Annotated in this window: 13 protein-coding genes; 9 read left to right on the forward strand and 4 right to left on the reverse strand. The window is 71.2% G+C overall.

Annotation, left to right across the window (positions count from 1 at the left end):
- Positions 1–317 precede the first annotated feature (317 nt).
- Both phoR and phoP read left to right on the forward strand, forming a co-directional pair.
- Positions 318–1,601, forward strand: coding sequence for a two-component system sensor histidine kinase PhoR (phoR, locus tag B1H19_RS24300; protein ID WP_083106896.1), 1,284 nt, complete (start codon positions 318–320; stop codon positions 1,599–1,601).
- 5 nt (positions 1,602–1,606) lie between these two features.
- Positions 1,607–2,278 (forward strand): response regulator transcription factor, encoded by a 672-nt coding sequence (gene phoP / locus B1H19_RS24305; RefSeq protein WP_466419800.1) that lies wholly within the window; start codon positions 1,607–1,609, stop codon positions 2,276–2,278.
- 119 nt (positions 2,279–2,397) lie between these two features.
- Here phoP and B1H19_RS24310 read toward each other — a convergent pair whose 3' ends face one another.
- Positions 2,398–3,045 (reverse strand): copper chaperone PCu(A)C domain-containing protein, encoded by a 648-nt coding sequence (locus B1H19_RS24310; protein WP_083106897.1) that lies wholly within the window; start codon positions 3,043–3,045, stop codon positions 2,398–2,400.
- Positions 3,046–3,893: 848 nt separating this feature from the next.
- Between B1H19_RS24310 and B1H19_RS24320 the strand changes: the two genes are divergently transcribed.
- From B1H19_RS24320 to B1H19_RS24350, 7 genes are all read left to right on the forward strand, one after another.
- A complete protein-coding gene (locus B1H19_RS24320) occupies positions 3,894–4,376 on the forward strand; it encodes a CarD family transcriptional regulator (protein WP_010472787.1) in 483 nt (160 codons plus the stop codon).
- Between the two features lie 420 nt (positions 4,377–4,796).
- Positions 4,797–5,552 carry a 2-C-methyl-D-erythritol 4-phosphate cytidylyltransferase gene (ispD, locus tag B1H19_RS24325; protein WP_083106898.1) on the forward strand — a complete coding sequence of 252 codons (756 nt, stop codon included), beginning with the start codon at positions 4,797–4,799 and terminating at the stop codon, positions 5,550–5,552.
- Entirely contained in the window at positions 5,545–6,051 is a 507-nt protein-coding gene (ispF, locus tag B1H19_RS24330; RefSeq protein ID WP_272482233.1) for a 2-C-methyl-D-erythritol 2,4-cyclodiphosphate synthase, read from the forward strand. The genes ispD and ispF overlap by 8 nt, the downstream gene beginning before the upstream one ends.
- 128 nt (positions 6,052–6,179) lie before the next feature.
- The gene (locus B1H19_RS24335; RefSeq protein WP_083106900.1) at positions 6,180–6,584 is read left to right on the forward strand and encodes a PPOX class F420-dependent oxidoreductase; all 405 of its coding nucleotides are present in this window, start codon (positions 6,180–6,182) and stop codon (positions 6,582–6,584) included.
- A 119-nt stretch (positions 6,585–6,703) separates the two neighbouring features.
- A complete protein-coding gene (cysS, locus tag B1H19_RS24340; RefSeq protein ID WP_083106901.1) occupies positions 6,704–8,098 on the forward strand; it encodes a cysteine--tRNA ligase in 1,395 nt (464 codons plus the stop codon).
- 128 nt (positions 8,099–8,226) lie between these two features.
- Positions 8,227–9,177, forward strand: coding sequence for a 23S rRNA (guanosine(2251)-2'-O)-methyltransferase RlmB (gene rlmB, locus B1H19_RS24345; RefSeq protein WP_083106902.1), 951 nt, complete (start codon positions 8,227–8,229; stop codon positions 9,175–9,177).
- 208 nt (positions 9,178–9,385) lie between these two features.
- Entirely contained in the window at positions 9,386–11,017 is a 1,632-nt protein-coding gene (locus B1H19_RS24350; RefSeq protein ID WP_083106903.1) for a DoxX family protein, read from the forward strand.
- Between the two features lie 216 nt (positions 11,018–11,233).
- Here B1H19_RS24350 and B1H19_RS24355 read toward each other — a convergent pair whose 3' ends face one another.
- The 3 genes from B1H19_RS24355 to B1H19_RS24365 form a co-directional block, all read right to left on the reverse strand.
- Positions 11,234–11,962 (reverse strand): nucleotidyltransferase family protein, encoded by a 729-nt coding sequence (locus tag B1H19_RS24355; RefSeq protein ID WP_083106904.1) that lies wholly within the window; start codon positions 11,960–11,962, stop codon positions 11,234–11,236.
- Positions 11,963–11,992: 30 nt separating this feature from the next.
- The gene (locus tag B1H19_RS24360; RefSeq protein ID WP_083106905.1) at positions 11,993–12,430 is read right to left on the reverse strand and encodes a hypothetical protein; all 438 of its coding nucleotides are present in this window, start codon (positions 12,428–12,430) and stop codon (positions 11,993–11,995) included.
- Positions 12,431–12,765: 335 nt separating this feature from the next.
- Positions 12,766–13,902, reverse strand: a complete 1,137-nt coding sequence (locus B1H19_RS24365; protein WP_083106906.1) for an ABC transporter ATP-binding protein — start codon at positions 13,900–13,902, stop codon at positions 12,766–12,768.
- Positions 13,903–13,917: the final 15 nt, after the last annotated feature.

Genomic DNA, 13,917 nt, shown 5'->3' on the forward strand with positions numbered 1-13,917 from the left:
CCGTGCTCGTACGTCCCGCGCTCCACCCTGAAGGCCCATGGAGCCCGGCCGTCGCGCGCCCGGTGCGGGACCGACTCCTGCGCCCGCACCCTCACCGTGCGGGGGCATCGCGACCGGCACTCCCACCCGGGGTGAACCAGTACCGACATGAAGGTGAACTCTGAGCGACATGACCGCTGCCCCGGACCGTCGCCGGTCTGCGGCTCGGCCTCCGGAGTGAACCGGTACCGACGTCACGGTGAACTCTGGGCGACGGGTGTTTGAGCAGATCCGCGCAGCGCTGGGGAAGTGTCCGACCTGCCGCATACGCTGGAGTCATGAACGTGGACGCGGCCGTTGCCGCAGTGGCAGCGATCGCCGGACTGTGCACCGGCGTCTTCGCCATGCTGGCGTTCCGCTGGAGCGAGCGCGACCAGGCCAAGCCCACGCGGACGTCCCTGCACACCGACGCCGTGCTGCCGCCCGGCGTCGACACCGTCCTGTCGGTGCTGCGCTCCTCCGCCGTCGTCCTCGACGAGGCCGACTCCGTCGTCAAGGCCAGCTCCGCCGCGTACGCCCTCGGGCTGGTCCGCGGCGGCAAGCTCGCCGTCGAACCGATGATGCAGATGGCCCGCGACACCCGCCGGGACGGCGAGATACGCCAGGTCGAGCTGGATCTGCCGCGCCGCGGCACCGGCCGCGGGGACGCCCTCGCCGTCTCCGCCCGGGTCGCCCCGCTCGGCTCCCGCCTCGTCCTCCTCCTGGTCGAGGACCTCACCGAGGCCCGCCGGATAGAGGCGGTCCGGCGCGACTTCGTGGCCAACGTCAGCCATGAGCTCAAGACCCCCGTCGGCGCCCTCTCCCTGCTGTCCGAGGCGGTGATGGACGCCAGCGACGACCCCGAGGCGGTCACCCGCTTCGCCGGCCGGATGCAGAACGAAGCCACCCGCCTGACCAGCCTCGTCCAGGAGCTGATCGACCTCTCCCGGGTCCAGAACGACGATCCGCTGGAGGACGCCGAGCCGGTCCGCGTCGACGAACTGGTCGCCGAGGCGATCGACCGCTGCCGCCAGCAGGCCGGTACGAAGCAGATCACCATGGCCGCCGGCGGCACCGCCGACCTGCACGTATGGGGAAATCGCGGCCAGCTCGCCGCGGCCCTCGGCAACCTCGTCGAGAACGCCGTCAACTACTCCCCGGCCCGCACCCGGGTCGGGATCGCCGGGCGCCGGGTCTCCGCGCCCGGAGGAGACCTGATCGAGATCGCGGTGACCGACCAGGGCATCGGGATCTCGGAGAAGGACCGGGACCGCATCTTCGAGCGGTTCTACCGAGTGGACCCGGCGCGCTCGCGCGCCACCGGCGGGACCGGCCTCGGCCTCGCCATCGTCAAGCACGTGGCCGCCTCCCACGGGGGAGAGGTCACGGTGTGGAGCGCTGAGGGACAGGGCTCCACCTTCACCCTGCGTCTCCCGGAAGCCGGTGCCGTCCGCGACCGCGAACGGCCCGCCGGCCTCACCCCGGAGGGCCTCGACGACGAGGACCGCCCGGATGAGGACCGCCCGTACGAGACCTTCAACGATCCACTGCCAGCACACCCTGCCCCGGAGGTCCTTCCGTGACCCGAGTGCTCGTTGTCGAGGACGAGGAATCGTTCAGCGACGCACTGTCGTACATGCTCCGCAAGGAGGGTTTCGAGGTCGCCATCGCGGCTACGGGCCCTGACGGTCTGGACGAGTTCGAGCGCAACGGTGCCGACCTCGTCCTGCTGGATCTGATGCTGCCGGGCCTGCCCGGCACCGAGGTCTGCCGCCAGCTGCGTGGCCGTTCCAATGTCCCGGTCATCATGGTGACCGCCAAGGACAGCGAGATCGACAAGGTCGTCGGCCTGGAAATAGGAGCCGACGACTACGTCACCAAGCCCTTCTCCTCCCGCGAACTGGTCGCTCGCATCCGTGCCGTGCTGCGCCGCCGCGGCGAGCCGGAGGAGGTCGCCCCGCAGGCCCTGGAGGCCGGCCCGGTCCGGATGGACGTGGACCGCCATGTCGTCACGGTCTCCGGCGGCAAGGTCGATCTGCCCCTGAAGGAGTTCGACCTCCTGGAGATGCTGCTGCGCAACGCCGGCCGGGTGCTGACCCGTATGCAGCTGATCGACCGCGTCTGGGGCGCCGACTACGTGGGCGACACCAAGACCCTCGACGTCCACGTCAAGCGCCTGCGCGCCAAGATCGAGCCCGACCCGGGCGCGCCGCGCTATCTGGTCACGGTCCGCGGCCTGGGCTACAAGTTCGAGCCGTAGGCCGCCGGGGCCGCGAGCCGGCCACGGCGGGACGTGCGCGTACAGACGCGTACAGACGCGTCAGGGCGCCCCTCCCGGCCGGAGGGGCGCCCTGACGCGTATCTGTGTCCCGAGGGGGCTCAGTGCCCCTGGTGGGCCGACTTCGTGGCGGTGCCGGACGGGGTGGCCCCCGCCGACGGCTTGCCCGTCGCGGACGGGCTCGCGGAGCCGGTCGGCTTGCCCGAGGCGGACGGCGAGCCGGAGGGCTGCGGCATCTGGGTGGGCCCGAAGCCCACGAAGTAGTTCTTCGCCGGGACGACGTAGGCGCCCAGCTGCACCTTGCCGGTGGAGCTGAAGTCGAACGTCACGGGCTGGATGTCGCCGTCCTTGACGGCCTCGCGCCCGCTGGCCAGGACGGCCGAGGCGTTGCCCTTGCCGCCGATGACGACGGAGCCGCCGGCCGGCACGGTGATCGGGCCCGAACCGGAGGCCGCCTTGAGCGCGGCCGATGCGCCGGTGCCGTTGACGGTGATCGCGGTCAGCTTCTGGTCCTTGGTGCCGCTGTTGAAGACCGTCGCGCTGATCACGGCCGGGCCCTTGGCGTTCAGCTCGGGCTGGGTGATCACATTGGCGTTCTGGATCTTGATGTCACCGACGGAGGTCGCGGCGCTGTCCGGCTTGACCTGCAGCGTCTGCGCATCGCCACCGGCCCCGCAGGCGGACAGCGAGACGACGGAGAGCGAAAGGACGGTGGCGGCGAGGACGCCGCGTCGAAGGCTGCGGCTCACGGCGGCGGCATCTCCTTGACGAGCTACGGCGGCCGAACTTCTTGCCCGGTCGCGGATGGGCTGCGGCGATCTTGCGTACGCGTCATGGCGACGGGCACGTAAAGCCGCCCTAAGGGTGTGTCAGCGCCGCTAGGTTACCGAGCCGTCCTCACGCCGCCGCACCCGACCCGCCCCCAGCCCGTTCCGCGGCGCCGTGGGGCCGGTGAGGCGGGGTGAACGGGGGCGCCGAGGGGCTCCCCGGCGCCCGGCGCGGCACCCCGCGACCGCCGAGCCGGACGCCACCCCGCGAACGCCACGCCGACGCCCCTTCCGCGTCACCTCCGCGCCCCGCCGGTCACCCGGAACAACAATCCCGGACGGGTCCAGAAGGCGTTCCGGCGTGTCCCGAGAAGCCGGTTTGAATAATCCCCAGGAGTGTGTGTTCCGGCGAGAACACTCCGGCCCGGTCGGCGGCAGGCGCGTTTCCCCCGGTGAAAAGCAGTATTCGCGGGGAATGCGCGCGTCGCGAGGAATTGATCAACATGCTCGGAGACCGGCCGGTGATCAATTCGAGAAACGGACCGAAGGGGCTGCGAGCAACCGAACGGAGTAGCTGAAGTCGCTCATACGGATCTCCGCAAAACGGGACTTTCGGCCCGTTGATCTACCGCTTCCGGGTGTGTGACGGCCACGTTTCCGCTCACCTGTGAAGCCCCTCCGACCTGCGAATACCCGCATTGCGGGACCCCTCGCAGCACGTTCGCACCGCTGTTGTCAAGCCCCGAGATATGCCCTGACCTGCGAAAACGCCATTCAGAACGGCCCCGTCCCGTGTTAGCATGGATAGCCACGGAAGGGGTACCTGTCACATGACGTTCAAGGTTGGCGACACCGTGGTCTATCCCCATCACGGGGCCGCGCTGATCGAGGCCATCGAAACTCGCCAGATCAAAGGCGTGGACAAGACCTACTTGGTGCTGAAGGTCGCCCAGGGCGACTTGACTGTTCGTGTGCCAGCGGACAATGCGGAGTTCGTCGGCGTACGCGACGTGGTTGGTCAGGACGGGCTGGACCGGGTCTTCGAGGTGCTGCGTGCACCGTATGCCGAAGAGCCCACGAACTGGTCCCGTCGCTACAAGGCAAATCTCGAGAAGCTCGCCTCCGGCGATGTCATCAAGGTCGCCGAGGTAGTGCGTGACCTGTGGCGTCGTGAGCGCGAGCGCGGACTCTCCGCCGGTGAGAAGAGGATGCTGGCCAAGGCCCGCCAGATCCTGGTGAGCGAGCTCGCCCTCGCGGAGAACACCAACGAAGACAAGGCCGAGACCCTGCTCGACGAGGTCCTCGCGTCCTGACGGCGCAACCGACGTACGTCATCGACGCGCAGTGTCAGCAAGCAGCACAGCAACGTCAGTCAAGAGCCGCTTGAGCTTGATATGACGTGATGCGACGTAGCAATGCCGCGGTGCCCGAGTGACGACCGCCTCCGACGGAGGGGTCTGTTGCCGGGCGCTGCGGCATATCTACGCTGCGGCAATCCACGATGTGTGGGCGGTGCCGGATGCGAAGTGATGGATGCCCGTCGTACGCACCTGTGGTGTGCCGGGCCCGGGCAGTCGACTCGACCGATGTCACGGAAGGGTCGGTCAAGACGTCGCGCCCGGCACTCCCCCGACTCTGCGAGCAGGGGGTACGCCCAGGCCATACCCACCTCGGACGAGGAAACAAACCTGTCTGCGCCAATTCCGGGCCAGCCCCGGACTCCGGAGCCTTCGATGTCAGATCCCTCCCGCCCCGCCAGCCCGATCCGCACCGCCGCCGTGATCCCCGCCGCCGGCCGCGGCGTCCGGCTCGGCCCCGGCGCCCCCAAGGCGCTGCGCGCCCTGGGCGGCACCCCCATGCTGGTGCACGCCGTCCGCGCGATGGCCGCCTCGCGCGCCGTGTCCCTCGTCGTGGTGGTCGCCCCGCCCGACGGTGCCCCCGAGGTCCGCCACCTCCTCGACGAGCATCCGCTCGGGGACCGCACCGACCTGGTCGTCGTCCCCGGTGGCGCGACCCGCCAGGAGTCCGTACGGCTCGGGCTCGCGGCGCTGCCGGAGGCCATCGACGTGGTGCTGGTGCACGACGCGGCCCGCCCGCTTGTCCCCGTCGACACCGTCGACGCGGTGATCGCCGCCGTACGGGCCGGTGCGCCCGCCGTCGTCCCGGCGCTGCCGCTGGCCGACACCGTCAAGCAGGTCGCACCGCAGCCGCAGGGCACCCCGGAGCCGGTCGTCGGCACCCCGGAGCGGGCGCTGCTGCGTGCCGTACAGACGCCGCAGGGCTTCGACCGCGAGACCCTGCTCAAGGCGCATGACACCGTCGTCGAGGGCGAGGGTGCCACCGACGACGCCGGGCTCGTCGAACGGCTCGGGCAGCCGGTCGTGGTCGTGCCCGGCCACGAGGAAGCGTTCAAGGTGACCCGGCCGCTGGACCTGGTCCTGGCCGAGGCCGTACTCGCCCGTAGGAGGGCCACCGATGGCTATGTCTGAGCCGACCCCCGCCGGTCTCCCCGGTATCCCCCTCGTCGGCATCGGCACGGACGTGCACGCCTTTGAACGCGGCCGCGAGCTGTGGTGCGCCGGGCTGCTGTGGGAGGACGAGGAGTATGGCCTGGCCGGGCACAGCGACGGCGATGTGGCCGCGCACGCCGCCTGTGACGCGCTGTTCTCCGCCGCCGGCGTCGGCGACCTCGGCGCGCACTTCGGCACCGGCCGCCCCGAGTGGTCCGGCGCCTCCGGGGTGACGCTGCTGGCCGAGGCCGCGCGCATCGTACGGGCCGAGGGATTCGCCATCGGCAATGTCGCGGTGCAGGTCATCGGCGTACGCCCCAAGGTCGGCAAGCGGCGCGACGAGGCGCAGAAGGCGCTGTCGGCGGCGGTCGGCGCGCCGGTCTCGGTGTCCGGGACGACCTCCGACGGACTGGGGCTGACGGGCCGCGCCGAAGGGCTGGCGGCGGTCGCGACGGCGCTGGTGGTCCGTACGTCCTAGGGACCCGGCGGACGAGCCCGTGGCGCGCCGGCGGAAATGTTCCGCCGCTGCGGGAATGCCGTGCCGCGTACGGGTGTTGAGGAGCTACGGAGTACCGGTATCCGCCGGCCCGTAGGAAGGACGCGCTTGTGACTGCCACCCTCTCCGACGACCTCAAGAAGCTCCTCGACACGCCGGTGTTCGTGATCGTGACGACGATCCAGCCCGACGGCAGCCCCCAGTCCTCGCCGGTTTGGGTCAAGCGGGACGGCGACGACCTGCTGATCTCGACGACCGTCGGGCGCCGCAAGGAGGCCAACCTCCGCCGCGACCCGCGGGTCTCCGTGGTGATCCAGCCCTCCGACGCCCCGTACACCTATGCCGAGGTCCGCGGCACCGCCTCGCTCACCACCGAGGGCGGGCCGGAGCTGATCGACGAACTGTCGCGGAAGTACACCGGCAAGCCGTACGCGGAGTTCAACCCGGACGCGGTCAACGACGACCCGCGGGTCGTCGTCCGGATCGCCCCGCGCAAGGTCGTCGGCCGGATATGACCGTCCGGGGGCGCTGAATCCGCCGGGCGCATCCCGGCGAATCGGGCGAGTGTCACGGTTGTGTGACCCCGCGGCCCACGGGTCACGGGGCACTGCCTGCTTCCGACTACCCTGGTTCCGTGACCATTCGCCTGTACGACACCAGCGCCCGGCAGATTCGCGATTTCATCCCGCTCACGCCGGGCTGTGTCTCGATCTACCTGTGTGGTGCCACCGTGCAGGCCGCCCCGCACATCGGGCACATCCGGTCGGGACTGAATTTCGACATCATGCGCCGCTGGTTCGCCCACCGCGGCTACGACGTGACATTCGTGCGCAATGTGACGGACATCGACGACAAGATCATCGCGAAGTCGGCCGAGCAGGGCCGCCCGTGGTGGTCGCTCGGCTACGAGAACGAGGTCGCCTTCAACACGGCGTACGACGTGCTGGGATGCCTGCGTCCGACGTATGAACCGCGCGCCACCGGCCACGTCCCCGAGATGATCGAGATGATGCGCGGTCTGATCGAGCGCGGGCATGCGTACGCCGCCGACGGCAACGTCTACTTCGACGTGCGCTCCTTCCCCGGCTATCTGTCGCTGTCCAACCAAGACCTGGACCACCTCAAGCAGCCGTCCGGCGAGGGCGAGAGCGGCAAGCGGGATCCGCGCGACTTCGCGATGTGGAAGGCGGCCAAGGAGGGCGAGCCCAGCTGGGAGACCCCCTGGGGCCGCGGCCGGCCCGGCTGGCACCTGGAGTGCTCGGCGATGGCCCACAAGTACCTGGGCGAGGCGTTCGACATCCACGGCGGCGGCATCGACCTGATCTTCCCGCACCACGAGAACGAGATCGCGCAGGCCAAGGCGTTCGGCGACGGGTTCGCGCAGTACTGGACGCACAACGCCTGGGTGACTATGAGCGGCGAGAAGATGTCCAAGTCGCTGGGCAACTCCCTGCTGGTCAGCGAGATGGTCAAGCAGTGGCGCCCCATCGTGCTGCGCTACTACCTCGGTACCCCGCACTACCGCTCGATGATCGAGTACAGCGAGGACGCGCTGCGCGAGGCGGAGGCGGCCTTCGCGCGGATCGAGGGCTTCATCCAGCGGGTCGTCGAGAAGGCCGGCGTGGTCGAGCCGGCGGCCGAGGTGCCGCCGGCGTTCGCCGAGGCAATGGACGACGACCTGGGCGTGCCGCAGGCGATGGCGATCGTGCACACTACCGTCCGGCAGGGTAATTCCGCGCTCACCGCCGACGACAAGGAAGCGGCGGTGGCCCGCCTCGCCGAGCTGCGGGCGATGCTCGGGGTGCTCGGCCTGGACCCGCTCGACGAGCGCTGGTCGGGCGGCGGCACCGACCGCACCCAAGATCTGCACGGCGTCGTGGACTCCCTCGTACGCCTCGTCCTGGACCAGCGGCAGTCGGCCCGCGCGCGCAAGGACTACGCCACCGCCGACGCCATCCGCGACCAGATCCAGCAGTCCGGCCTCGCCATCGAGGACACCCCGTCCGGCCCGCGCTGGTCGCTGTCCTGACCCCGCTCGCGCCCGTGCCCGGCCACCCGGATTCGCCCTTCCCGGTGGCCGCGGGCGACACTCAGTCCATACGTACGTATCCACTCCACGTCGCGAGACGTCGAGAGCAGTGAAGAAACAGGTGACCCATGGCCGGCAACAGCCAGCGCAGGAACCGCCGCACGTCCAACAAGAAGGGCGCCCAGGTCGGCAGTGGCGGTAAGCGGCGCCGGGGCCTGGAGGGCAAGGGCCCCACGCCGCCCGCCTCCGCGCGCAAGGGACACGTCAAGAACCGCGTGGCCAACGCCAAGGCCAAGCAGGCCGCCAAGCGCCCGGCCCCGCGCCGCGGCGGCGCCAAGGGCACCGCGGAGCTGGTCGTCGGCCGCAACCCGGTCGTCGAGGCGCTGCGCGAGGGCGTGCCGGCCACGACGCTCTACGTCCAGCAGTTCATCGACAGCGACGAGCGCGTGCGCGAGGCGTTGCAGCTCGCCGCCGACCGTGGGATGAACCTCCTGGAGGCGCCGCGTCCCGAACTGGACCGGATGACCAACGGGCTCAACCACCAGGGCCTGGTCGCCCAGATCCCGCCGTACGACTACGCGCACCCCGAGGACCTCGCCGCGGCCGCCTTCGACGCGGGCGAGGACCCGCTGATCGTCGCGCTGGACGGCGTCACCGACCCGCGCAACCTCGGCGCCGTCGTCCGCTCCGTCTCCGCCTTCGGCGGCCACGGTGTGGTCGTGCCCGAGCGCCGCGCTGCCGGGATGACGGCCGGTGCCTGGAAGACCTCGGCGGGCACCGCCGCCCGTACCCCGGTGGCCCGTGCCACCAACCTGACCCGCGCCCTGGAGTCGTACCAGAAGGCCGGTCTCACGGTCGTCGGCCTGGCCGCGGACGGCGACACGGAGCTTCAGGACCTGGAGGTCCTGGACGGCCCGGTCGTCATCGTCGTCGGCAGCGAGGGCAAGGGTCTGTCGCGGCTGGTCGGCGAGACCTGCGATCTGCGCGTGCGGATCCCGATGCCGGGCGGTGCGGAGTCGCTGAACGCCGGTGTCGCGGCCGGCGTCGTCCTGTGGGAGGCGGCGCGCCGCCGCGCCTGACCCGTGCGCCCGCCCCGGGCCGCGGCCGAGCGCCCGCAGTCCGGGGCCCGGAGCCGAAGGCCCGGGGCAGAGCCTGACCCTGCGTACGCCGTTCACCGGTTCGGCGCAGCCGCCGCACGCCGCGCGCGCCCACCACCCGGTCTTTTGACGCGTCTCGGACAGAGAGGACCGGTCAAGGCAGTGTCTTAACCGCGGGTCACTCGGTTAGATGAGCGTGGACACCAGAACACCCCGCACGCCTACGGGGGGACGCTCGCAGGGCTTCGATGACGAGCCCGTCCTGAGCTCGGTCAAGGTGCCGTGCGATCCCGCGCAGGTCATTGTCAACCACGCCAGCTTCCGTGTGCAGCTCGCCGCGCCCGTGGCGGACGACGCCATGGTCGATACCACCCGCATCCCCGTCATCCGGGGATCGGCCGCCCCCGCCAGACGACGGGCGCCCGTGGTGTGGAGCGGCCGTACGGCACCGGGCGGCACGGCCGGCGCCACCACCCAACTCCTGCACGCGGTGCGCAACGCGGGCATCGGCCTGGACAGCGGCCCGACCGAGGACGTCGGCGCGACCCAGGTCCTGCCGCGGATCCGCGTCGACGAGGGCCGCGCCTCGACCGTGGTCGGCCAGCGCAGCCCCCTGGAATCCGACACCGCCCTGCTGCGCGGCGTCCGCCCCGTCGGCAGCGCCTTCGCCGACAAGGCCCACGGCGACGGCGACCGCACCGACGACCACGGCGACGACCACTACGACGACGGCTACGACGACGGGCACGACGACGGCCGCTTCGAGGCCCGCAACGCCTACGACACCCGGCGGCGCGGCGCCGATTCCGTACGCCACGCCTATTACCCGGGCCGCCGGATGAACCTCGGCGTCGTCCTCCTGCCGCTGCGCATCTTCCTCGGCCTGATCTCGGTCTACGCCGGGATGGGCAAGCTCTGCGACCCCGTCTACTTCGACGGTGGGGAGCGGGGCTCGATGGTCAAGTGGCTGCTGTCACTTGCCCCGTGGGAGCTGGCGGTGCCGCTGCGCGACTTCGCCGTCTCGCACCCCGTCGGCGCCGGTCTGACCGTCGCCTTCCTCCAGGTTGTCGTCGGCGTCCTGACCATCTGCGGACTGTGGCAGCGCCTCGCCGCCTCGATCGGCGCGCTGCTCTCGGCGGCGCTGCTGATGACCGTCAGCTGGCGCACGGTCCCGGCGTACGACGCGCCCGACATCATCTACCTCGCCGCCTGGAGCCCGCTGATCATCGCGGGCGCCCCGGTGTACTCGATGGACGGGCGGCTGGCCGGCGAGGCATGGCGGCGGCTCGGCCCGCGGGTCGAGGTCGGTGAGCTGCGGCGCCGGGTGCTGCGGCGCGGCGCCGTGATGACCGCTGTCGTGGCCGGGCTGACCCTGCTGATCGGGTCGCTGCTCGGCGGCGCCGTACGGTCCACGACGGTCGCACCGGTGCCGCGGCCCGGCGAGCCCGCGATCAACAACCTGCCCGGTTCGCCGCTGCCCAGCCCCGGCAAGAAGACCACCCGGCCCGGCCGTCACCACCTCGGCAACGGCCTCCTCCGCCACCACGGCAGGCCCTCCGCCGACGCCTCGCAGCGGGCGGGCCACGGCCGGCCGTCCGCCTCGACCCTGCCCACGGCGGGCACGACCAGCGGCGCCCAGCCCGGCGGTGCGACCACCAGCGGCCCGCCGCGGCGGACCACCCCGTCCCGCTCCTCGTCGCCCAGCGACGGCACGCCGAGCTCCGGCGGCACGGGCGGCGGCACCACCGGCGGGACGAGCAACTCCTCGGACACCCAGAGCGACTCCAGCCGCGGCAGCACGCTGGGCGGGCTGCTGGGCTGATCCCCGTCCGGGCCGTACGGCTGTCCCCGATCACCTGCGAGATGGGTGGTCGGGGACAGTCGTGTGTACGGGCGCCGGGTACCGGACCCGGGGGTACCGGAGGGGAGGGCGGGAGCCTGCGGGCGTCGGGGGCCTCAACGCCCGTGCAGGGGCCTCAACACCCGTGCGGGGGGCTCAATATGCCCCTGCGGGGGCCTCAATGCCCGCGCCGGGTCCTCAACGCCCGTGCACACCCAGGTCCTTGGCGGCCTCGGCGAGGTCCTTGGCGGTGTCGATGGCGCGCCAGTAGGCGCCGTGCGGCAGCGGATAGCCGGCCAGACGGCGTTCGCGGGCCAGCCGCGGGAAGGTGGTGCGCTCGTGGTCGCCACGGGCGGGCAGCAGGTCCCGGAAGGCCGCCGAGAAGGCGTAGACGCCCGCATTGATGAGATACGGGGACGGCGGGGCCTCGATGAAGTCCAGAACGTGCCCGAAGGCGTCGGTCTCCACGACGCCCCAGGGGATCCGCGGACGGGCCAGCGCGAGGGTGGCCTCGGCGTCGCGCTCGTGGTGGAAGGCGGCCATCTCACGGAGCGGGAAGCGGGTCCAGATGTCGCCGTTGGTGGCGTACCAGGGCTCTTCGGGGCGGGGGAGGGAGGCGGCGGCGTATTTGAGTCCGCCGCCGCGGCCCAGCGGTTCGGTCTCGACAATGGTCGTGACGCGCAGGGGCAGTTGGGCGCTCGCCAGCCAGTCCTGGAGCACCTCGGCGAAATGGCCGCAAGAGATGACGACGTCGGTGACGCCCTCTTCGGCCAGCCAGTTCAGCTGATGGCCGATGATCGGGCTCCCGGTCCCGGGAATCTCGACCATCGGCTTGGGCCGGTCGTCGGTATACGGGCGCAGACGCGAACCCTGACCGCCGGCCAGGACCACGGCCTGCGTGGGGTACGGGTGCGGGGCGTCTGCCATGGTGCGCACCCTATGCGGTGCGGGCCGGGATCACTGGCCGTCGGCGACACCGTCGAGCACACCCGTGGCGTAGGAGGTGTCGCAGACAGGGCGGGAGTATTTCTGAGCGAGGTGCGGGGCTCCGTACTTGGTGACCGCGGCCTCACCGAGGGCGCGGGCGATGGACGCACAGTGCTTGGCCAGCGAGGGCCGGGCGTTCACTGCCTCCTGGAGGTGGGTGAGGGCGACACTGGGGTTCCTGCGCTGGAGGTCCATCAGGAGGTGGTCGCGAAGGACGTCCTGCGGCGCCTTACGGGCCAGCGGGCCGGCCTTGGTGGTGGCCCTCCCGGTGGACGCGGTCAGCATCTGCGATGCGGTCGACGTCGACGCCCACGGGACGCGGGTGACCGCGAGAGTCCCGGAGAGTACGAGGACGACGGGCAGGACAAGGGCGAGGGTTCGGCCGATGCGGCGGGCTGCGGAGTTCACGGTCGCGATGGTAGCGAGGAGTGATGATTTGGCGACATTTGGTCACCCTATCGAGGGATGAAATGGCTCGTCGGTGCTGTTACGGGGTTGACGCATCGGTCCGAAAAGCCCGTTCTGCCGGGTTATTTGGGCGCAGTTGACGGCGTGGCGGGTGTAGCGGACCCGGCTGCGGGGCACAGGCGCCGGTTCGTCACGTTCCGGTACGAGGGCGCGGTGGCGGGGCCGCAGGGGTGCGCCGCCGGGGTGCGTCACCGGCGGCCGTGATGCGGACGACGGCGGCGCCCCCGGGGTACGCCCCCGGGCGTCGCCGCCGTCGCCTCGCTCACCGCTGCCGGTCAGTCGCTGAGCCGCTCCCCGGACGAGGTGGAGAACACATGCGTCTCACCCGGCATCGGCACGACGTGCAGCTGGGTGCCCTTCTCCGGGACCTGGCGGCCGTTGACCCGTACGACCAGGTCCTTGACCTCGCCGCCGACCTCCGCGGTGCCGTAGACGTAGCCGTCCGCGCCGAGTTCCTCGACGACGTTGACCGTGATGGCCAGGCCCGCCGGGGCGTCCGCCGCCTCCTTGGACAGCGACTTCGCCGCGGCCCCGTTCTGCTCGACGATCTCGAAGTGCTCGGGCCGCACGCCCACGGTCACCGTACGGTCGCCCTTATCGGCGGCCGCGGCCAGCGCCTCCCGGCTCACCGGCACCACGCTGTTGCCGAACTTCACCCCGCCGTCGGTGATCGGCACCTCGACCAGGTTCATCGCCGGCGAGCCGATGAACCCGGCCACGAACAGGTTCGCCGGCCGGTCGTACATGTTCCGCGGCGAGTCGATCTGCTGGAGCAGACCGTCCTTGAGGACGGCCACCCGGTCGCCCATCGTCATGGCCTCGACCTGGTCGTGCGTGACGTACACCGTCGTGATCCCCAGGCGCCGCTGGAGCCCCGCGATCTGCGTACGGGTCTGCACGCGCAGCTTGGCGTCCAGGTTGGACAGCGGCTCGTCCATCAGGAACACCTGCGGCTCCCGGACGATGGCCCGGCCCATGGCGACCCGCTGCCGCTGGCCACCGGAGAGCGCCTTGGGCTTACGCCCCAGGTACTCCGTCAGGTCGAGAATCTTCGCCGCGTCCTCGACCTTCTGCCGGATCTCCGCCTTCGGCACACCGGCGATCTTGAGCGCAAAGCCCATGTTGTCGGCGACCGTCATATGCGGGTACAGGGCGTAGTTCTGGAACACCATCGCGATGTCCCGGTCCTTGGGCGGCAGGTGGGTGACATCGCGGTCCCCGATGCGGATGGCGCCTCCGTCGACGTCCTCCAGCCCCGCGAGCATCCGCAGCGAGGTGGACTTGCCGCATCCGGAGGGGCCGACGAGGACGAGGAATTCGCCGTCCTCGATGGCGATGTCGAGCTTGTCGACGGCGGGCTTGTCGGAACCCGGGTAAATACGGGTTGCCTGGTCGTAGGTGACCGTAGCCATGGTGATAAGTCCCTT

This window comes from Streptomyces gilvosporeus, from assembly GCF_002082195.1.
In the GTDB taxonomy this organism is placed as follows: Bacteria; Actinomycetota; Actinomycetes; order Streptomycetales; family Streptomycetaceae; genus Streptomyces; species Streptomyces gilvosporeus.